An 18,112-nucleotide genomic window follows, 5' to 3' on the forward strand; every position below is an offset into this window, starting at 1 on the left:
GCGGGCGTGCCGAAGCCACCGGGCGAAGGCCCCCCGCCGCGGCCCCCCGAGGGCGCCCGCGCGGCCGTACGGGCCGACGTCGACGACCGGACGCTGGAGGCGCTCGGGCTGGCCGCGGTGCCCCGTGAGGAGCCGCTGCTGTACCCGGGCGCGTGGCCGCGGGAGTCGGGGCTGCTCGACGGCGACCGGCTGCTCCCGCTGGACCGGCCGGTCCCCGAGGACGGGGGCGACCGGGTCCCGGTGCTGGCGATCGGTTCCAACGCGAGCCCGGGCCAGCTGCGCCACAAGATGGCCGAGTTCGGCATCGACTCGCCGATCCCGATGGTCAGGACCCGGGTCACCGGCCTGGACATCGGGGTCTCCGCCCACGTGAGCCGCATGGGCTACGTCTCCGCCTCGCCGGTGGGCGCCCCGGGCGTCGTGCGGGAGCTGTTCGTCCTGTGGCTGGACCCCGAGCAGCTCGCCGTGATCGACGCGAGCGAGGGCGTGCCCATGGCCCACGGCAACTTCGACCGGGCCTGGCTCCCCGCGCCCGAGGTGCGCGTCGAGCCGCCGGACGGCACGGTGCTGCGCGGTACGTACGTCTACGTCAACCGCCACGGCGTCCTGCACGACGGCACCGGCACGCCACGGCGGCACCCGGGCGAACAACGGCCCCTGATCACCGACCTGCTGCGCGGATCGGCGCGGTTGCGCGCCCTCTTCGGCACGACACCCGAGGAGTTCTGCGCCCGGGCCCGGGCCGACCGCTCCTTGTGCGACCGGGGCACGCGGCTGTTCGCCGAGGAGCGACGCGTGACGGCGTCGGGCCTGGAGAAGTACGTGCGCCCCGGCCGGCCCGAGGACCCCCGCGGCGGGACCCGGCCGCCGCCTACTGCGCCGATGCCGTGAGGTCGCCGCGCCGGGGCGCGGAGAAGCCCTCCAGTTCGGCGCGGGTCAGGCCGGTGAGGCGGGCGACCTCTCCGATGTCGAGGGCACCGCAGTCCAGGCCGCGCAGCAGGTAGCCGCTGAGGGCCTTGGCGGTGGCGGGCTCGTCCATGACGTCGCCGCCCGCGCGGTTCACGTACCGGGCGAGGCGGGCGGCGGCCTGCTCGAAGCCCTCGCGGTAGAAGGCGAAGACGGCCGCGTACCGGGTGGGGATGTGGGCGGGGTGCATGTCCCAGCCCTGGTAGTAGGCGCGGGCGAGGGCGCGGCGGGTGAGGCCGTAGTGCAGGCGCCAGGCGTCGTGCACCTTGGCCGTGGGGCCGACCGGGAGGACGTTGGTGGAACCGTCCGACACGCGTACGCCGGTGCCCGCGGCGGCGACCTGCATGACGGCCTTGGCGTGGTCGGCGGCGGGGTGGTCGCTGGCCTGGTGGGCGGCGGAGACGCCGAGGCAGGCGCTGTAGTCGAAGGTGCCGTAGTGCAGTCCGGTGGCGCGGCCCTCGGCGGCCTGGATCATGCGGGCGACGGCGGCGGTGCCGTCGGTGGCGAGGATGGACTGGCTGGTCTCGATCTGGATCTCGAAGCCGATCCGGCCCGGCGTCAGGCCGCGTGCCTTCTCGAACGCCTCCAGGAGCCGCACCATGGCGGTGACCTGCTCGGGGTAGGTCACCTTCGGCAGCGTGAGGACGAGTCCCTCGGGCAGGCCGCCGGCCTCCATCAGGCCGCTGAGGAAGATGTCGAGGGTGCGGATGCCGCGGGCCCGCACCGGGGCCTCCATGCACTTCATCCGGATGCCCATGTACGGGGCCGCCGTGCCCTGTTCGTACGCCTCGGCGATCAGACGGGCGGCACGGGCGGCGGCCTCGTCCTCCTCGGCGTCCGTGCGGTTGCCGTAGCCGTCCTCGAAGTCGACCCGGAGGTCTTCGATCGGCTCGCGCTCCAGTTTGGCGCGCACGCGCGTGTGGACCGGCTCGGCGAGGTCGTCGGTGAGGCCGAGGACGGCGGCGAAGGAGGCGGCGTCCGGGGCGTGTTCGTCGAGGGCGGCGAGCGCCTGGTCGCCCCAGGAGCGGATGGTGTCGGCGGCGAAGACGTCACCGGGGACGTACACGGTGTGGACGGGCTGGCGGGTGCCCGGGTCTCCGGGGTAGCGGCGCTCCAGCTCCGCGTCGACCGGTGCGAGGGAGGCGCTGATCTCCTCGCCGACGGCGCCCGCGAGGCTCGTTGCCACCTTCTCCTGCTGACCCATCCCACACCCTCCTGGTATCCACTTTTCCGCTGAACGGAATCAATAATCCGTAGAGCGAAGTTATCCGGCGGTTCGGCGCCGGTCAACACCCATCCTGCGCAGACACCGAGGCCCCCGCGACCAGGACGACGGTCGCGGGGGCCTCGGCCGGAATGCCGGGATGGCGCTCAGCCCTTGCGGGACTTCACTTCCTCCGTGAGCTGCGGGACCACGTCGAAGAGGTCGCCGACGACGCCGTAGTCGACCAGGTCGAAGATCGGGGCCTCGGCGTCCTTGTTGATCGCCACGATCGTCTTCGAGGTCTGCATGCCCGCGCGGTGCTGGATCGCGCCGGAGATGCCGGAGGCGATGTACAGCTGCGGCGAGACGGACTTGCCGGTCTGGCCGACCTGGTTGGTGTGCGGGTACCAGCCCGCGTCCACCGCGGCGCGCGAGGCACCGACGGCCGCGCCGAGGGAGTCGGCGAGCGCCTCGATGATCGCGAAGTTCTCCGCGCCGTTGACGCCGCGGCCGCCGGAGACGACGATCGCGGCCTCGGTCAGCTCGGGGCGGCCGGTCGACTCGCGCGGCGTGCGCGCGGTGACCTTGGTGCCCGTGGCCTGGGCGGAGAAGGTGACCGACAGGGCCTCGACCGCGCCGGCGGCCGCGGCGGGCTCGACGGCGGCGCTGTTGGGCTTGACCGTGATGACCGGGGTGCCCTTGGAGACGCGGGACTTGGTGGTGAAGGCGGCGGCGAACACCGACTGGGTCGCCACCGGGCCCTGGTCCCCGGCCTCCAGGTCGACGGCGTCGGTGATGACGCCGGAGCCCAGGCGCAGCGCCAGGCGGGCGGCGATCTCCTTGCCCTCGGCGGAGGAGGGGACCAGCACGGCGGCCGGGGAAACGGCCTCGACGGCGGCCTGGAGGGCGTCCACCTTCGGCACGACCAGGTAGTCGGCGTACTCGGCGGCCTCGTGGGTGAGGACCTTGACCGCGCCGTGCTCGGCGAGGGCGGCGGCGGTGTCGGCGGCGCCGTTGCCCAGCGCGACGGCGACCGGCTCGCCGATGCGGCGGGCGAGGGTCAGCAGCTCCAGGGTCGGCTTGCGGACGGCACCGTCCACGTGATCGACGTAGACGAGAACTTCAGCCATGGGACTTCTTCTCTCCTGCTTGCGAAAGATGAGGGGCGGTCGGCGGAGCGGGGCTCAGATGAACTTCTGGCCCGCGAGGAACTCGGCGAGCTGCTTGCCGCCCTCGCCCTCGTCCTTGACGATGGTGCCCGCGGTGCGCGCCGGGCGCTCGGCCGCGGAGTCGACCGCGGTCCAGGCGTTCTCCAGGCCGACCTCGTCCTCGTCGATGTCGAGGTCGGAGAGGTCCCAGGACTCGACCGGCTTCTTCTTGGCGGCCATGATGCCCTTGAAGGACGGGTAACGCGCCTCGCCCGACTGGTCGGTGACGGACACGACGGCCGGGAGAGAGGCCTCCAGCTGCTCGGTGGCGGTGTCGCCGTCCCGGCGGCCCTTGACCGTGCCGCCCTCGACGGAGACCTCGGACAGCAGCGTCACCTGCGGCACGCCCAGGCGCTCGGCGAGCAGCGCCGGTACGACGCCCATGGTCCCGTCGGTGGAGGCCATGCCGGAGACGACCAGGTCGTAGCCGGCCTTCTCGATCGCCTTGGCCAGGACCAGGGAGGTGCCGATGGCGTCGGTGCCGTGCAGGTCGTCGTCCTCGACGTGGATCGCCTTGTCCGCGCCCATGGACAGCGCCTTGCGCAGCGCGTCCTTCGCGTCCTCGGGGCCCACCGTCAGGACGGTGATCTCCACGTCGTCGTCGGAATTCTCGGAGATCTGCAGCGCCTGCTCGACCGCGTACTCGTCCAGCTCGGAGAGCAGACCGTCCACGTCGTCCCGGTCGACGGTCAGGTCATCGGCGAAGTGCCGGTCGCCAGTGGCGTCGGGCACGTACTTCACAGTGACAACGATCCTCAAGCTCACGCCGGCTCTCCTACTGCGTCGACATTTCAGTGCTGCCTCTTGCAGGCAGCATAGGCGCCCCAAGCGGCCGATCCCGGGCGGGGCGACCTGCGCTTCGCACCGGAATATTACTCGTCAGTACACCCAGTTCTTTCCCGCTAAGCAAGCGCTTTGAACTGTGACCTTCGCAACGCAGCGTAACCGGAACTCGACGCCTCCGCAGAAGCGGCCGGTGCCGGGACGCCGGCACCGCTCAGTCGCGCAGGCCGGTGTAGCCGCCCCGGTGGTACAGCAGCGGACCGCCGGTGCCCGAGGGGTCGCCGGTCAGCACCTCGGCCAGCACGATGCGGTGGTCCCCCGCGGGCACCCGGCCGACCACGCGGCCCACGAGCCAGGCGAGGACCCCGTCCAGCAGGGGGACGCCGTGCGGGCCCTCCCGCCAGGCGGTGGGCGCCGCGAAGCGGTCGGCGCCGCTGCGGGCGAAGGTGGCGGCCAGCTCCTCCTGGTGTTCGCCCAGGACGTGCACCCCGACGTACTCGGCCGCCAAGACCGCGGGCCAGCTGGAGGAACCGGTGCCGATGCCGAAGGAGAGCAGCGGCGGCCGGGCGGACACGGACGTGAGGGAGGTGGCCGTGAAGCCGGCCGGACCGGCGGCACCGGACGCGGTGATCACGGCGACGCCCGTCGCGTGCCGCCGGAAGACGGACCGCAGCAGGTCGTCGGTGGCGAGCCGCGCCGCGGCGACGTCGGGTGTGGCCGTCATACGGGGTGTCCTTCTGCGTTGTGCCTCGGTCCGGGCAACGGGGAGCGGGGCCTTCGGGCAGGCTGACGACAGGTGGCACGCACAGTCAAATACGTCCCGGCACGCGGAAGCTGTGGAGGACGCCTCACCCCCGGCGTGGCGCTGATCACACCGCCTCGCCCAGGGCGGCGATCACGTCCGCCTTGCGCGGCTGCCCGACGGCACGCCGCACGACGCGGCCGCCGCCGTCGAGCACCAGCACGGTCGGGGTCTTGTGCACGCCGAGTGCGCGGACGAGTTCCAGCCGGGCCTCGGCGTCGATCTCGACGTGGGCGACGCCGGGGACCATGCGGGCCACCTCGCCGAGGACCCGCCGGGTGGCACGGCAGGGGGCGCAGAAGGCGCTGGAGAACTGCACGAGCGTGGCGCGGCCGCCGAGTTCCGCCCCGAGGTCGGCCGCGTCGAGGTGCGGGCCCGGAGTCCCGGACCCGCCGTCGTCACCCTGCCCGCGCACCAGCGCGCCCCCGATCCGCCGCGTCCGCGGCACTCATGGGCACGCCCGAGCAGCGCGCCACCGGTCCGGTCGTCCCCAGGTGCAGCGCTCGCGGCGGCCCGGAGATTCCCGGTCCACCATCGTCTTCCGGCCACCCGATGGACGGGCGAGTGATGAGGATCTCGCCGCGTACGGGCACCAAGGCTGGTACATGGGCCGTTCTTGGGGCACGATCTGCGACAAGCCGTAAACCTACGGCTCCGTAACTTTCGACTGGGAGCCCCCTTCCCAGGCTGACAAGGAAGGGTCCGACCCGCCCATGGCAGAACTCGCCTACCGCCCGGCCATCGGTCTCGCCCGCACTCTGTTCAAGGTGTGGGACCTCAAGATCGACTGCCAGGGTTCGGAGAACATCCCGCGCTCGGGCGGCGCCGTGCTGGTGAGCAACCACATCAGCTACCTGGACTTCATCTTCGACGGCCTGGCGGCGCTGCCCCAGAAGCGGCTGGTGCGCTTCATGGCGAAGGAGTCGGTCTTCCGGCACAAGGTCTCCGGCCCGCTGATGCGCAACATGAAGCACATCCCGGTCGACCGCAAGCAGGGCGAGGCGGCGTACGCGCACGCCCTGGACTCGCTGCGGTCCGGCGAGATCATCGGGGTCTTCCCGGAGGCGACGATCTCCGAGTCGTTCACGCTGAAGAGCTTCAAGTCGGGCGCCGCGCGCCTGGCGCAGGAAGCGGGCGTCCCGCTGATCCCGATGGCGCTGTGGGGCACCCAGCGCCTGTGGACCAAGGGACACCCGCGCAACTTCAAGCGCAGCCACACCCCGATCACGATCCGGGTCGGCGAGGCGATGGATGCCTCCCGCGAGCAGTACGCGGGCGCGATCACCCGCCGCCTGCGCGAGCGCGTGCAGGAGCTGCTGGAGGCCGCGCAGCGCGCCTACCCGGTACGCCCCAAGGGCGCGGACGACACCTGGTGGATGCCGGCCCACCTCGGCGGCACCGCGCCGACGCAGGAGCAGCTGCGCGCGGCCCAGGCGCACTGAGCCGGACGCGTCAGAGCGCCGTGGGGAGGGTCGCCCACAGGTGCGGCCGGTCGGTGGCCGCCTTCAGGGCGTCCACCACGGCCGGGTGCGGCGCGGCGTACAGCTCCGGGTAGTCCGCCTCCCCGGCCTCGTGGTCCGGCGTGAAGGCCAGCCGCTCCCCCTCCAGGGAGAACCGCGCGTTCACGCCGGGCTTGTTCCCGCGCGGGTCCTGCCGGTGCCAGGCGCCGTTGAAGCGCACCGCGACCAGTCCGTGCACCACGTCGAACCGCTGGTAGCACAGGGCGGTCGGGATGTCCTCGGCCCGCAGCAGGGCGGCCAGCGCGTGGGCCTTGGCGTAGCAGATGCCGGTGCGCCGCTCCAGGACGTCGGAGGCCCGCCAGGTGACGCGCGGGTCTCCGGAGTCCTGCGAGTGCGGGATGGTGTCCCGCACGAACTCGAAGGCCAGTCGCGCATAGGCATACGAGTCGGCCGCCTCTTCGGCGAGTCCGCCGGCCACCTCCCGGACACGGGGGTGATCATGGTCGATGACCTCGTCGGCAGCCAGATAGGCGGACAGGTCGGGGGTCTTCTGGATCAGCTCCATGCCCGCAGAGCATAGAAACGCGATCACCCGTGAGTCAATGACTTTTCAGGTGACCGCATATCTATGCATCAACGGGCCTCGCGGCTCAGCGCGCCATCTCCTCCTTGAGCGCCGCCACGAAGGTGTCGACGTCGTCCTCGGTGGTGTCGAAGGCGCACATCCAGCGCACGTCGCCGGCGGCCTCGTCCCAGAAGTAGAACCGGAACCGCTTCTGCAGGCGCTCGCTCACCTCGTGCGGCAGGCGGGCGAAGACCGCGTTGGCCTGCACCGGGTAGAGGATCTCCACGCCGTGCACGGCACGCACGCCGTCGGCGAGGCGCTGCGCCATCTCGTTGCCGTGCCGGGCGTTGCGCAGCCACAGGTCCTTGGCGAGCAGCGCCTCCAGCTGCACCGACACGAAGCGCATCTTGGAGGCGAGCTGCATGGAGAGCTTGCGCAGGTGCTTCATGTGGCTGACGGCATCCTGGTTGAGGACCACGACCGCCTCGCCGAACAGGGCGCCGTTCTTGGTGCCGCCGAGCGAGAGCAGGTCGACGCCGACGGCGTTGGTGAACGTCCGCATGGGCACGTCCAGGGAGGCGGCGGCGTTGGCTATCCGGGAGCCGTCCAGGTGCACCTTCATGCCGTGCGCGTGGGCGTGTTCGCAGATGGCCCGGACCTCGTCGGGCGTGTAGAGCGTGCCCAGCTCGGTGCTCTGGGTGATCGAGACGACCTGCGGCATCGCGCGGTGCTCGTCGTCCCAGCCGTACGCCTGCCGGTCGATGAGGTCGGGGGTGAGCTTGCCGTCGGGCGTGGGCACGGTGAGCAGCTTCAGCCCGCCCATGCGCTCGGGGGCGCCGCCCTCGTCGACGTTGATGTGCGCGCTCTCGGCGCAGATCACCGCCCCCCAGCGGTCGGTGACCGCCTGGAGCGCGACGACGTTGGCGCCGGTGCCGTTGAAGACCGGGAAGGCCTCGGCGCCGGAGCCGAAGTGGCCGCGGATCACCCGCTGGAGGTTCTCGGTGTACTCGTCCTCGCCGTAGGCGACCTGGTGCCCGCCGTTGGCCAGCGCCAGCGCGGCGAGTACCTCCGGGTGGGCCCCGGCGTAGTTGTCACTGGCGAAACCGCGGACCTCGGGGTCGTGATGGCGACGCGCGTCGGTCTTCGGGGGGTTCACGGCTTCTCGGTCAGCCACAGACGGTTTCCGTTCACTTCCGCGGCGGGCTTGTCCCAGACTCCGGCGACGGCCTCGGCGAGGTCACGCACGTCCGTGAAGCCCGCGAACTTCGCGTTGGGCCGCTCGGCGCGCATCGCGTCGTGCACCAACGCCTTCACCACCAGGATCGCAGCCGCCGACGTCGGCCCCTGCTCGCCCCCCGCCTTGCGGAAGTAGTCCGCCATCGCCAGGGTCCAGGCCTCGGCCGCGGCCTTGGCGGCGGAGTAGGCGGCGTTGCTCGCGGTCGGGTTGCTCGCGCCCGCGGCGCTGATCAGGACGTACCGGCCGCGGTCGCTGCGCTGGAGCGCCTCGTGGAAGGCGAGGGAGGTGTGCTGCACCGTGCGGATCAGCAGCAGCTCCAGCAGGTCCCAGTCGTCGAGGTTGGTCTTGGTGAAGCTCTGGCTGCCGCGCCAGCCGCCGACCAGGTGGACGAGGCCGTCGACCCGCCCGAACTCCTGCTCGGTGCGGTCGGCCCACGCCTGGGCGGCGTCCCGGTCGAGCAGGTCCACGGTCTCGCCGGTGACGCTGGCGCCGCCGTGCGCGTAGCGGGCCGCGTCCACCGCCTCCGCCAGCCGCTCCGGGTCGTTGTCCGAGCCGACGACCGTCGCACCCGCCTCGGCGAGCCGCAGCAGCGCGGCCCGTCCGGCGGGTCCGCCCGCTCCGGCCACCGCGATCACCGCGCCGTCGAGCGCCCCGTTCCCCATGGTCCTCGCCTCCCGAGCCTGTGCCTGCCGCTGTTGTACCCGACCGCCGGTGCCGTCGCTCACGCGGCGGCCCGGTCGGCGCCGTCCGCGGTGATGCCACGGGTCGAGGCGATCACCTTCTTGAGTTTCTTGGACAGCGCCTCGTAGAACATGCTCAGCGGAAACTCGTCCGGAAGCACGTCGTCGACCAGCTTGCGCGGGGGCAGGGTGAGGTCCAGGGCGTCGGGACCCTTCGCCCACTTCGAGCCCGGGTGCGGGGCGAGGTAGGCGGAGACCAGCTCGTAGCCGGCGAACCAGTGGACGATCTTCGGGCGGTCGATGCCGTCCCGGTAGAGCGTCTCGATCTCGGCGCACAGCTGGTTGGTGACCTCGGGTGCGCGCTGCCAGTCGATGAAGAGCTTGTTGTCGGTCCAGCGGACGACCTCGTGCTTGTGCAGGTAGGCGAAGAGGAGCTGGCCGCCGAGCCCGTCGTAGTTGCGCACGCGCTCGCCGGTGACCGGGAAGCGGAACATGCGGTCGAAGAGGACCGCGTACTGCACGTCGCGGGCCTGCGGGACGCCGTCGGCCTCCAGGCGTACGGCCTCCCTGAAGGCGGTGAGGTCGCAGCGCAGCTCCTCCAGGCCGTACATCCAGAACGGCTGGCGCTGCTTGATCATGAAGGGGTCGAAGGGCAGGTCGCCGTGGCTGTGGGTGCGGTCGTGGACCATGTCCCACAGGACGAAGGCCTCCTCGCAGCGCTTCTGGTCGTCCACCAGCGCGGCGACGTCCTCGGGCAGCTCCAGGCCCAGGATGCCCACGGCCGCCTCGGTGACGCGGCGGAAGCGGGCGGCCTCGCGGTCGCAGAAGATGCCGCCCCAGGAGAAGCGCTCGGGGGCCTCGCGCACGGCGATGGTCTCCGGGAAGAGGACGGCCGAGTTGGTGTCGTAGCCGGCCGTGAAGTCCTCGAAGGTGATGCCGCAGAACAACGGGTTGTCGTAGCGGGTGCGCTCCAGCTCGGCCAGCCAGTCGGGCCAGACCATGCGCAGCACGACCGCTTCGAAGTTGCGGTCCGGGTTGCCGTTCTGCGTGTACATCGGGAAGACGACCAGGTGCTGGAGGCCGTCCGCGCGGTTCGCGGCGGGCTGGAAGGCCAGCAGCGAGTCGAGGAAGTCGGGCACCTCGAAGCCGCCGTCGGCCCAGCGGCCGAGGTCGGCCACCAGGGCCTCGTGGTACGCGTGGTCGTGCGGGAGGAGCGGGGACAGCTCCCGGACCGCGGCGACGACCCGGCGCACGGCGTCCTCGGCGTCGGTCCGCCCGGGCGCGCCCTCGGCGTCGAAGTCGATCGACCCGTCCTTGGACTGCCATGGCCGGATCCGCTCCACGGCATCCTTGAGCGCGGGCCACGCCGGGTGCTCGACCACCCTGCTCACCGGAGGAATGTTTTCCTCCGCACCCACCTGCACAAGAATTTCCGTCATGTCCCATCCTCTACGAGAGAAGCTTGCGTCAGGACACCGTATGCATACGAGGTTTCTCCCAGCAAGGGGAGCCCCCGTAAATTATCCTGCCGCACCCCGGCCTTCACCGCATTTTTTCCTGCGGGACGCCGTGGCTCGTATACCAGGCGCGGCAGAGGGGAAACGGTCCCGCAGGGCCGTTAGGCTGCCGCCCTGCCATCGCCGACGTCGACGGAAGCGAGTCGAGCCTTGAACTTCCTCACCATCGGTCACCGCGGAGCGATGGGTGTCGAACCCGAGAACACCCTGCGTTCCTTCGTCGCCGCCGAGCAGGCCGGCCTCGACGTCGTCGAACTCGACCTGCACCTCAGCAAGGACGGCGCGCTCGTCGTCATGCACGACGCGGAGGTGGACCGCACCACCGACGGCACCGGCGCCATCGCCGACAAGACCCTCGAGGAGCTGCGCGCGCTGGACGCGGGCCGCGGGGAGCGCATCCCCGTCTTCGAGGAGGTGCTGGACGCCGTCTCCGTGCCGTTGCAGGCCGAGATCAAGGACGCGGCGGCCGCCCGGACGCTCTCCGAGGTGATGCTCCGCCGGGACCTGGTGGACCGGGTGGAGGTGATCTCGTTCCACGACGAGGCCATCGTCGAGATCGCGCGGCTGGTACCGGGCGTGCGCACCGCGCTGGTCGCGCAGTACTACGGCAAGGAAGTCGTGGACCGGGCCGTGGAGGCGGGCGCCGGGACCCTGTGTCTGGACATCAACCGGATCACCCTGGAGATCGTGGAACGGGCCCGCAAGGCCGGACTGCGGGTCTTCTCCTGGACCGTCAACACCCAGGACCAGCTGCGGCTGGTGCGCGCCCTGGGCCTCGACGGCGCGACGACCGACTACCCGGAGATCAAGCGCACCGGCCGCTTCACCGCCTGAAAACCGCGCGAGGGCTCAGACCAGCGGCTTGACCAGCAGCTCGAACTGCAGGTCGTCCCGCTGCGGAATACCGAAGCGCTCGTCGCCGTACGGGAAGGGAGTCATCTCTCCCGTACGGCGGTAGCCGCGGCGCTCGTACCAGGCGATGAGGTCCTCGCGGACAGAGATCACGGTCATGTGCATCTCCGTGACGCCCCACGTCCCGCGGGCCTGCCGCTCCGCCTCCGCGATGATCGTCCTGCCGAGGCCCTCGCCCTGGAGCGCGGGACTGACGGCGAACATCCCGAAGTACGCGTGCTCCCCGCGGTGCTCCAGCTGGCAGCAGGCCACGATCCGGCCGTCCCGCTCGACCGTCAGCAGCCGGCTGTCCGGCGACTTCACGACGTCCAGCACGCCCTGCGGGTCCGTGCGCTGCCCCTGGAGGATGTCCGCCTCGGTGGTCCACCCGACCCGGCTGGATTCGCCCCGGTAGGCCGACTCTATGAGCGCCACGATCCCGTCCACGTCGGCGTCGGTGGCATCGCGGTAGATCAGTCGGCCGGCGGTGGTGTCCATGTGGGGCGTCTCCGGTTCTCTCTCGGGCGCGGCGGGGGCATCGATGAGGGTAACGCCGCCAGTAGGGTCGGGACGCATGGTGCATGTACTCAGCAGCCGGATCCTGCTCCGTCCCACCGACCCCGAACGCTCCCGCGTCTTCTACGGCGACCAGCTCGGCCTCGCCGTCCACCGGGAGTTCGGCACCGGCCCCGAGCGGGGCACCGTCTACTTCCTCGGCGGCGGCTTCCTGGAGGTGTCCGGGCGCTCCGAGGCCCCGCTCTCCCCGGCGCTCAAGGTGTGGCTCCAGGTCGAGGACGTGGCGGCGGCCCACGACGAACTGCGCGCCAAGGGCGTCGAGATCGTGCGGCCGCCGGTCGAGGAGCCCTGGGGGCTGGTGGAGATGTGGATCGCGGATCCGGACGGCACCCGGATCGTGCTGGTGGAGGTGCCCGCGGAGCATCCGCTGCGATACCGGCCGGGGATCTGAGGCGTCGGGGCCTCCGGGGGCGGTGTGCGCCGGATGGCCCCGGCACCGGGGCGGCCTTAGCGTGCTGGAAGGGGGCGGACGGCCCGTGGCCCGGCGGAAGGAGGCCCCGCGATGAAGCTCCATGAACCGGTGACCGGCGGACCCTGCTGGGCGGAGCTGGGGACCGACGACCTGGCGGTGGCCGAGCGGTTCTACAGCGGGCTGTTCGGCTGGCGCCCCGAGACCGACCCGAGGCAGCGGGCGAGCGGCCACACGATCGCCCGGCTCGGCGGCGACGCGGTCGCCGGGCTGACCCCGCTGTCGCGGGCGCGGCAGCCGGTCGCGTGGGACGTGGTGTTCGCCGTGCGCGACGCGGACACCGCCGTCCGGCAGGTGACGGCGGCCGGCGGCACGGTGCCGGAGGGTCCCACGGACGTCCCCGGCCACGGCCGCTTCGTGGTGGTCGTGGATCCCACCGGGGCGCTGTTCCAGCTGTGGCAGCCCGGCTCGTTCGCCGGTGCCGGGCTGTTCAACGCGCACGGCTCGCTGGGCTGGGTCGAACTGCTGACCCGCGAGCCCGACCTGGCCGCCGACTTCTACACCACGGTGTTCGGCTGGAGCCTCACCGCCTCGCAGTACTACCCGCAGTGGGGCATCGGCGGGGCGGACTTCGGCGGCATGGTGACGATGGACGACAAGTTCCCGCACGAGGTGCCGGCGCACTGGCTGCCCTACTTCGCGGTGACGGACGTGGACACGGCGGCGGCCGGCACGACCGACGGCGGCGGCACCGTGCTGATGGAGCCCGTCTCGCCGCCCGACGGACCGCGGATCGCGGTGCTGCGCGATCCCCGGGGCGCGATGTTCGGCGTGTACCGGGCGGGGGACGAGCGCTGAGCCTGCCGCGGGGGCGTGTGCCGGCCGCCGGGGCGGCGTATGGCGGCCGCCGGGGCAGCATGCGGCGGGCGCCCGGGCCCGGCCTGCCCGGCCTTCGGGGGGCGGCTTCAGACCCGCAGTGCGTCCAGGCGGCCCTCCAGCTGGCCCAGCAGTCCGCCGAGAAGTGCCGCCAGCTCCCCCTGCCGGGGCTCGTCGACGCCCGACAGCACGGCGGCCTCGTAGGCGAGCTGTTCGGGCAGGATGCCGTCGACGAGGTCGCGTCCGGTGTCCGTGAGGCGGACGTGCGCGACGCGGCGGTCGCGGGTGTCGCCGCGCCGCTCCACCAGGCCGCGCTCGGTGAGCTGCTTGAGGCGCTTGGTGACGGCGGCGCCGGAGGAGAAGGTCTCGCGGGCGAGGTCGCCCGGGGTCAGCTCGTGGCCGGTGCGGCGCAGCGCGCCGAGCAGGTCGAACTCGGCCCGGCTCAGGCCCGCCCGGCGCAGTGGCGCGTCCTCGGCCTGCTGGAGGAGGGCGGCGCAGCGGTTGATCCGGCCGATGATCTCCATCGGCCCCGTGTCGAGGTCCGGGTGGACGGCCCGCCACTGCCGCACGACCGCGGCCACGGTGTCGCCGCCCGGTCCCCCTCTCCCGTCGCCCCCGGTCGCCGAGCCCCCGTCGGTTGCGGTCATGGCCGTACGTCCTCCGCTCTCGTACCCGTGTCCCGGTCCCGACGCGCTGCCCGGCGTCGCACCGCTGCGGCGAGCGTACGGTGTCCGGACTGCTCGGCGAGCACGACCCTCTCCTGCGGCAGTGCGCGTCCCCACCATTCGCCCGCCGCCCCGTCCACGGTGGCCCGCAGGTCGGTCAGCGCGGCGGCCAGGGACCGGCGGGCGGCCTCCAGGGCGCCGGGCGCCGGATCGGGCTCCGCCAGGACGCGGGCGGTGTGCTCCCGGGCCCGGTCGGCGGCCCGCAGCGCCCGCTCGACGCGGTTACCGGCGCTTCGGTCGGTGACGGCGACGGCGGCCAGGAAGCCGACCAGGGCGCCGACGAGGGTGTCCACCACCCGCTCGGTGATCAGCGAACCCGGTTCCTGATACCCGGCGAACTCGGTGATGAGCAGCGCCATCGGGGTCACGCAGACGCTGCCGAGCCAGTAGTTGCGGGTGATGAGGGCCTCGGCGCCGAAGTTGAGGGCGAGGCAGAGCAGGACGAGCGGCGCCTTGCCGAGGTGGGCGAGCGGGGCTATCGCGGCGAAGAGCAGCACTCCGGCGAGGTTGCCGACCACGCGCTGCACGGCCCGGCTCCAGGTGAGGGTCAGGTTGGCCTGGTAGAGCGCGGCGGCGGTGACCAGCGCCCAGTAGGGGCGGCCGACGCCGAGGGCCAGGGAGGCGTAGCCGGCCAGCGCGCAGCCCAGGGCGGTGCGTGCGGCCACCGGGGTGAGCGGGCCGAGCCGCTGCCACAGGGGTGCCGGGCGGGCGGCGAGTTCGGCGTCGACGCCGAGGAGTTCGTCGGTGACGGCCGGGCCGTCGTCGGTGCGGGGGACGCGGCCGGTGCCGCGCACGGCGCGGGCCCAGGTGCGCAGCGGCTCGGCGTCGGTGTCGGCGGGGGCGGCCAGCGCGACCTCGGCGCGGACGACGAGGCGTTCGAGGGCGTGCCGGGTGGTGGCGCGGGCGCCGGTGCCCGGGAGGGACAGCAGCGTCTGCCAGGCGTGCTGCACCGCGGCGTACCCGGCGGCACGGGCGTCGCCGGTGCCATGGGGATCGGTGTGCGCGGTTTCGGCGTACGCGGCGGCGGCGTTCAGGGCCTGGGCGGTGGCCCGGCGCTCCGGGCCGTGCGGTCGGACCAGGACGGGTGCCATGCAGACCAGCCAGGCCCAGGCGCCGGCGGCGGCGCCCAGGGCGAGGTGGGCGGGGATCTGGCCGAGGGTGTGCGGGACGAAGAGGGCGGCGGAGCTGATGAAGGTCAGGACCACGTTGCCGGGCGGGCCGATGCGGGTGGCGTCGCACAGTGCCTTCTGCACGGCGGCCAGCAGGGCCCCGACAGTGACCAGGACGACGGCGTTCCGGGTGAGCGAGGCGGTGACCAGGGCGACGACGACGCCGCCGAGCATGCCGAGCACCACCCACGCGAGGGCCCGGGCCCGGGCGGCGTAGGGGCGGTTGTGGGCGTAGAGCGCGCACAGGGACCCGGCCATCGTGTACATCGCCAGGTCGAGCCGGCCGAGGGCCAGCAGGAGCAGGTTGGGCGGGGCGACCGCGGCGACCGAACTCAGGGCGGGCTTGAACCAGATCTCGGAGGGCCGGCGCAGGCGCAGCACGCCGGCCAGGGACAGACGTCGGCCCGGTGAGGTGCCGGGGAGGGAGGGGGGCGCACTGCTCATGGGAATTATATTAGCAGGTGTTTTACTCGTGAATCATATCTCCGCGCTCCCCCGAATACCCCCTGCGTACTCCCTTGCGCTCGCGTGCGCGCCGCGTGGCCGGGGCAGGCCTTGACCGACCGTGGACCACCGAACGGGGAGGTGCGTGTGCACGGACCGGTACCGCCCGGATGGCTGCTGGTCGCGCTGTGCGCGGCGACCGGCGCGTACTGCCTGCTGCGGATGCGCAGCCACGAGGGGGAACAGCGCCGCGCCGCGGGCGGCGAGGCGCTGATGGGGTTCGGTATGGCCGCCATGGCCGTGCCCGCGGCGGCGTTCACCCCGCCCGCGTGGGCCTGGGCCGGATACGTGGTGGTGTTCGGCGCCGCCGGGCTGCGCGCCCTGTGGGCGTCGGCGCGGTACGGGGGCCACCATCTGCACCACCTCGTCGGAGCCGCGGCCATGGTCTACATGGCGGTGGTGATGGCCGGTTCGCCCGCCCACGCCCACGGGCACGGCGTGTCGGGCCCGCCCGCGGCGACGGGTGCGCTGCTGCTCTACTTCACCGGTTACGTCCTGCTGTCCGGCGTACGCCTGCTGCCGGTCGTCGCCGTCGCCGGGGGCGGCGGTCCGACGGCCGGGTGGGGGGACCGGCCGGAGCTGGCCCGGGCCTGCCGCCTCTCCATGGGCATCGCGATGCTGGCCATGCTGGCGGCCATGTGACCGGGCGGTGCGCGGGGGCCGTGGGACGCGGCACTGTGACCCGGCGGTGCGCCGGGGCCGTGCGACGGGGCCCTGTGACCCGGTGGTGCGCCAGAACCGTGCGATGCGACCGCGTCGTCGGCCGACTGTGCCCGGTGTTGGCGGCGCGCAACCGTTGCCTGCGTCACTTTGTGTCTCGGCCCGTACTGCGGGCGGCGCCGCGCTCATAGGCTGCCCCCATGATTCTCCCCGCGGCACTGCTGCTGCTCGGCGCCCTCACGGCCGTGCTCGCCCCGAGGCTGCTCGCCCGGGCCGACTGGCCGGACCGCGAACCGGTGGTCGCCCTGTGGGTGTGGCAATGCGTGGTGGCGGCCGTGCTGGTGTGCTGCGCGCTGTCGATGACGTTCAGCGCGGCGGCGGCCTGGCACGCGGTGGGCGGGCCCGTGTTCGCGACGGCGCCGGGCCCGGTGGTCGAGGCCTACGCGCTCGGCACGTCCGGCCTCTGGGCGGACACGACCGCCCTCACCCTGGCCTGTGCCGGGCTGTGGAGCGCCGCGATGCTCGTCAGGGAGGTCGTACGGGCCCGGTCCCGGCGTCGGGTGCGCCGCGCGGAACTCCTGCACCGCGCGCCGCTGTTGCCCGGCGAGGTGCCGGGTCCGGACCGCCTCGTCGTGCTGGAGGGCGAGCGGCCGGACGCCTGGTGGCTGCCCGGCACTCCCCCGCAACTCGTCGTCACCACCGCCGCGCTGAGCCGCCTCAAGGGCCGTCAGCTGGACGCGGTCCTCGCCCACGAGAAGGGGCACGCGCAGGCGCGGCACGACTGGCTGCTGCACTGTTCGGCCGCGCTGGCGGACGGGTTCCCTCAGGTTCCGGTCTTCGCCGCGTTCCGCGACGAGATGCACCGCCTGGTCGAACTCGCCGCGGACGACGTGGCGTCCCGCCGCTTCGGCCGCCTGACGACCGCGCTGGCGCTGGTCGAACTCAACGAGGGCCGCGGCGTGTTCGGTCCGTGCCCGACCCCGCAGGCCCAGGTCCCGCAGCGGGTGCACCGGTTGCTCACCCCGCCCGACCGGCTCTCGGCGGCCCGGCGGCTGCGGCTGACGGCGGCGGCCGCGCTGGTGCCGGCGGTACCGGTACTCGTGGCGTTCGCGCCGGGGCTGCGGGCGCTGGGCTAGCCGGCTCACGGGCGCTCCGACGCCGGGAATTCGCCTCCGGGCCACCCGGTCGGCGAGTATCGCAGCATGCAGACGCCGCCCGTCGACTCCCCGCCCACTCCACCGCGCCCCCGCACGGCTCTCGGCCTCACCTGGACGCTGGCCGTGTGCTCGGCGCTGCTGCTCACGCTGGTGGCCGTCGAGTGGGGGCCGTTGATCCGCCTCGACGACGACATCGCCACCACGACGCACCGCTGGGCCGTCGACGAACCCGACGTCACACAGGTCATGCGGGTCCTCACCGACTGGGTGTGGGACACGTGGACGATGCGACTCCTGTGCGCGGCGGTCGTGCTGTGGCTGTGGTTCAGGCGCGGGGACCGGTGGACGGCCGTCTGGCTGGGGGCCACCTGTCTGCTGGGCAGCCTCCTCCAGCAGGTCCTGAAAGCCGCGGTGGACCGCCCCCGCCCGGTCTGGCCCGACCCCGTCGACTCCGCCCACTACGCGGCCTTCCCGTCCGGGCACGCCATGACGGCGACCTTCGTGTGCGGCCTCCTGGTGTGGCTCGTCCACTATTACGGCGCCTCCCCCGCCCTGCGCCGCGCCGCCTGGGCCGTGGCGGCGGTCTCCGTGGCGGGCGTCGGTGTGACCCGGGTGTGGCTGGGCGTGCACTGGGCCACGGACGTGGCGGGCGGCTGGCTCCTGGGCGTCCTGGTCACGGCGCTCGCGGTCCTGGTGCACCGGCGTCGGCATCCCTGACCCGGC

The 18,112-nt window shown here is 73.0% G+C and carries 20 protein-coding genes; 8 read left to right on the forward strand and 12 right to left on the reverse strand.

Features of this window, described 5'->3' with window-relative positions; genetic code table 11:
- The first annotated feature begins 93 nt into the window (after positions 1-93).
- Positions 94-891, forward strand: coding sequence for a hypothetical protein (locus ACZ67M_RS24875; RefSeq protein WP_469853048.1), 798 nt, complete (start codon positions 94-96; stop codon positions 889-891).
- On the opposite strand, the gene ACZ67M_RS24880 is transcribed toward ACZ67M_RS24875, so the two are convergent.
- From ACZ67M_RS24880 to ACZ67M_RS24900, 5 genes are all read right to left on the reverse strand, one after another.
- A complete protein-coding gene (locus tag ACZ67M_RS24880) occupies positions 872-2,170 on the reverse strand; it encodes a DUF6986 family protein (RefSeq protein ID WP_361355996.1) in 1,299 nt (432 codons plus the stop codon). The two genes, ACZ67M_RS24875 and ACZ67M_RS24880, sit on opposite strands and share 20 nt — an antisense overlap.
- Before the next feature lie 167 nt (positions 2,171-2,337).
- Positions 2,338-3,300 carry an electron transfer flavoprotein subunit alpha/FixB family protein gene (locus ACZ67M_RS24885; protein ID WP_161329992.1) on the reverse strand — a complete coding sequence of 321 codons (963 nt, stop codon included), beginning with the start codon at positions 3,298-3,300 and terminating at the stop codon, positions 2,338-2,340.
- Positions 3,301-3,354: 54 nt separating this feature from the next.
- Positions 3,355-4,143 (reverse strand): electron transfer flavoprotein subunit beta/FixA family protein, encoded by a 789-nt coding sequence (locus tag ACZ67M_RS24890; RefSeq protein ID WP_122620747.1) that lies wholly within the window; start codon positions 4,141-4,143, stop codon positions 3,355-3,357.
- A 232-nt stretch (positions 4,144-4,375) separates the two neighbouring features.
- A complete protein-coding gene (locus ACZ67M_RS24895; protein WP_469852796.1) occupies positions 4,376-4,885 on the reverse strand; it encodes a flavin reductase family protein in 510 nt (169 codons plus the stop codon).
- Between the two features lie 145 nt (positions 4,886-5,030).
- Positions 5,031-5,411: a TlpA family protein disulfide reductase gene (locus ACZ67M_RS24900; RefSeq protein WP_385794976.1), complete on the reverse strand. Its 381-nt coding sequence runs from the start codon at positions 5,409-5,411 to the stop codon at positions 5,031-5,033.
- 265 nt (positions 5,412-5,676) lie between these two features.
- Between ACZ67M_RS24900 and ACZ67M_RS24905 the strand changes: the two genes are divergently transcribed.
- On the forward strand, positions 5,677-6,405 hold the full coding sequence (locus ACZ67M_RS24905; protein ID WP_392015294.1) for a lysophospholipid acyltransferase family protein: 729 nt from the start codon (positions 5,677-5,679) through the stop codon (positions 6,403-6,405).
- Positions 6,406-6,415: 10 nt separating this feature from the next.
- On the opposite strand, the gene ACZ67M_RS24910 is transcribed toward ACZ67M_RS24905, so the two are convergent.
- From ACZ67M_RS24910 to ACZ67M_RS24925, 4 genes are all read right to left on the reverse strand, one after another.
- Complete coding sequence (locus tag ACZ67M_RS24910; protein WP_392102973.1) at positions 6,416-6,988, reverse strand: transglutaminase domain-containing protein; 573 nt, start codon at positions 6,986-6,988, stop codon at positions 6,416-6,418.
- A gap of 85 nt (positions 6,989-7,073) precedes the next feature.
- Positions 7,074-8,144, reverse strand: coding sequence for a threonine aldolase family protein (locus ACZ67M_RS24915; RefSeq protein ID WP_307009848.1), 1,071 nt, complete (start codon positions 8,142-8,144; stop codon positions 7,074-7,076).
- Positions 8,141-8,887: an SDR family NAD(P)-dependent oxidoreductase gene (locus tag ACZ67M_RS24920; RefSeq protein ID WP_361355987.1), complete on the reverse strand. Its 747-nt coding sequence runs from the start codon at positions 8,885-8,887 to the stop codon at positions 8,141-8,143. Before ACZ67M_RS24920 ends, ACZ67M_RS24915 begins: the two co-directional genes overlap by 4 nt.
- Before the next feature lie 59 nt (positions 8,888-8,946).
- Positions 8,947-10,344 (reverse strand): DUF6421 family protein, encoded by a 1,398-nt coding sequence (locus tag ACZ67M_RS24925; RefSeq protein WP_385794983.1) that lies wholly within the window; start codon positions 10,342-10,344, stop codon positions 8,947-8,949.
- A 228-nt stretch (positions 10,345-10,572) separates the two neighbouring features.
- Between ACZ67M_RS24925 and ACZ67M_RS24930 the strand changes: the two genes are divergently transcribed.
- The gene (locus ACZ67M_RS24930; RefSeq protein ID WP_385794986.1) at positions 10,573-11,256 is read left to right on the forward strand and encodes a glycerophosphodiester phosphodiesterase; all 684 of its coding nucleotides are present in this window, start codon (positions 10,573-10,575) and stop codon (positions 11,254-11,256) included.
- 15 nt (positions 11,257-11,271) lie between these two features.
- Here the strand turns inward: ACZ67M_RS24930 and ACZ67M_RS24935 are convergent, their stop codons facing one another.
- Positions 11,272-11,811: a GNAT family N-acetyltransferase gene (locus tag ACZ67M_RS24935; RefSeq protein ID WP_392015304.1), complete on the reverse strand. Its 540-nt coding sequence runs from the start codon at positions 11,809-11,811 to the stop codon at positions 11,272-11,274.
- 76 nt (positions 11,812-11,887) lie between these two features.
- Between ACZ67M_RS24935 and ACZ67M_RS24940 the strand changes: the two genes are divergently transcribed.
- Together ACZ67M_RS24940 and ACZ67M_RS24945 are read left to right on the forward strand one after the other, a co-directional pair.
- Positions 11,888-12,280: a VOC family protein gene (locus tag ACZ67M_RS24940; protein WP_469852799.1), complete on the forward strand. Its 393-nt coding sequence runs from the start codon at positions 11,888-11,890 to the stop codon at positions 12,278-12,280.
- Between the two features lie 111 nt (positions 12,281-12,391).
- Positions 12,392-13,156: a VOC family protein gene (locus ACZ67M_RS24945; RefSeq protein ID WP_469852801.1), complete on the forward strand. Its 765-nt coding sequence runs from the start codon at positions 12,392-12,394 to the stop codon at positions 13,154-13,156.
- 107 nt (positions 13,157-13,263) lie between these two features.
- Here ACZ67M_RS24945 and ACZ67M_RS24950 read toward each other — a convergent pair whose 3' ends face one another.
- The gene (locus ACZ67M_RS24950) at positions 13,264-13,821 is read right to left on the reverse strand and encodes a MarR family winged helix-turn-helix transcriptional regulator (RefSeq protein ID WP_122620758.1); all 558 of its coding nucleotides are present in this window, start codon (positions 13,819-13,821) and stop codon (positions 13,264-13,266) included.
- Complete coding sequence (locus ACZ67M_RS24955) at positions 13,818-15,512, reverse strand: FUSC family protein (RefSeq protein ID WP_469852802.1); 1,695 nt, start codon at positions 15,510-15,512, stop codon at positions 13,818-13,820. Before ACZ67M_RS24955 ends, ACZ67M_RS24950 begins: the two co-directional genes overlap by 4 nt.
- Positions 15,513-15,659: 147 nt before the next feature.
- On the opposite strand from ACZ67M_RS24955, the gene ACZ67M_RS24960 reads away from it, so the two are divergent.
- The 3 genes from ACZ67M_RS24960 (at position 15,660) to ACZ67M_RS24970 (ending at position 18,106) form a co-directional block, all read left to right on the forward strand.
- Entirely contained in the window at positions 15,660-16,214 is a 555-nt protein-coding gene (locus ACZ67M_RS24960; protein WP_467322148.1) for a DUF5134 domain-containing protein, read from the forward strand.
- Between the two features lie 218 nt (positions 16,215-16,432).
- On the forward strand, positions 16,433-17,368 hold the full coding sequence (locus ACZ67M_RS24965; protein WP_392015315.1) for a M56 family metallopeptidase: 936 nt from the start codon (positions 16,433-16,435) through the stop codon (positions 17,366-17,368).
- 66 nt (positions 17,369-17,434) lie between these two features.
- Positions 17,435-18,106: a phosphatase PAP2 family protein gene (locus ACZ67M_RS24970; protein ID WP_361355971.1), complete on the forward strand. Its 672-nt coding sequence runs from the start codon at positions 17,435-17,437 to the stop codon at positions 18,104-18,106.
- Positions 18,107-18,112: the final 6 nt, after the last annotated feature.

The sequence above is a fragment of the Streptomyces sp. NPDC107500 genome, assembly GCF_055582785.1.

Bases quoted from the DNA above. Each gene is read 5' to 3' on its own strand.
- ACZ67M_RS24880 (WP_361355996.1), bottom strand. From the start codon at position 2,170: ATGGGTCAGCAGGAGAAGGTGGCAACGAGCCTCGCGGGCGCCGTCGGC.
- ACZ67M_RS24885 (WP_161329992.1), bottom strand. From the start codon at position 3,300: ATGGCTGAAGTTCTCGTCTACGTCGATCACGTGGACGGTGCCGTCCGC.
- ACZ67M_RS24895 (WP_469852796.1), bottom strand. From the start codon at position 4,885: ATGACGGCCACACCCGACGTCGCCGCGGCGCGGCTCGCCACCGACGAC.
- ACZ67M_RS24905 (WP_392015294.1), top strand. From the start codon at position 5,677: ATGGCAGAACTCGCCTACCGCCCGGCCATCGGTCTCGCCCGCACTCTG.
- ACZ67M_RS24910 (WP_392102973.1), bottom strand. From the start codon at position 6,988: ATGGAGCTGATCCAGAAGACCCCCGACCTGTCCGCCTATCTGGCTGCC.
- ACZ67M_RS24920 (WP_361355987.1), bottom strand. From the start codon at position 8,887: ATGGGGAACGGGGCGCTCGACGGCGCGGTGATCGCGGTGGCCGGAGCG.
- ACZ67M_RS24925 (WP_385794983.1), bottom strand. From the start codon at position 10,344: ATGACGGAAATTCTTGTGCAGGTGGGTGCGGAGGAAAACATTCCTCCG.
- ACZ67M_RS24935 (WP_392015304.1), bottom strand. From the start codon at position 11,811: ATGGACACCACCGCCGGCCGACTGATCTACCGCGATGCCACCGACGCC.
- ACZ67M_RS24940 (WP_469852799.1), top strand. From the start codon at position 11,888: ATGGTGCATGTACTCAGCAGCCGGATCCTGCTCCGTCCCACCGACCCC.
- ACZ67M_RS24945 (WP_469852801.1), top strand. From the start codon at position 12,392: ATGAAGCTCCATGAACCGGTGACCGGCGGACCCTGCTGGGCGGAGCTG.
- ACZ67M_RS24950 (WP_122620758.1), bottom strand. From the start codon at position 13,821: ATGACCGCAACCGACGGGGGCTCGGCGACCGGGGGCGACGGGAGAGGG.
- ACZ67M_RS24955 (WP_469852802.1), bottom strand. From the start codon at position 15,512: ATGAGCAGTGCGCCCCCCTCCCTCCCCGGCACCTCACCGGGCCGACGT.
- ACZ67M_RS24965 (WP_392015315.1), top strand. From the start codon at position 16,433: ATGATTCTCCCCGCGGCACTGCTGCTGCTCGGCGCCCTCACGGCCGTG.
- ACZ67M_RS24970 (WP_361355971.1), top strand. From the start codon at position 17,435: ATGCAGACGCCGCCCGTCGACTCCCCGCCCACTCCACCGCGCCCCCGC.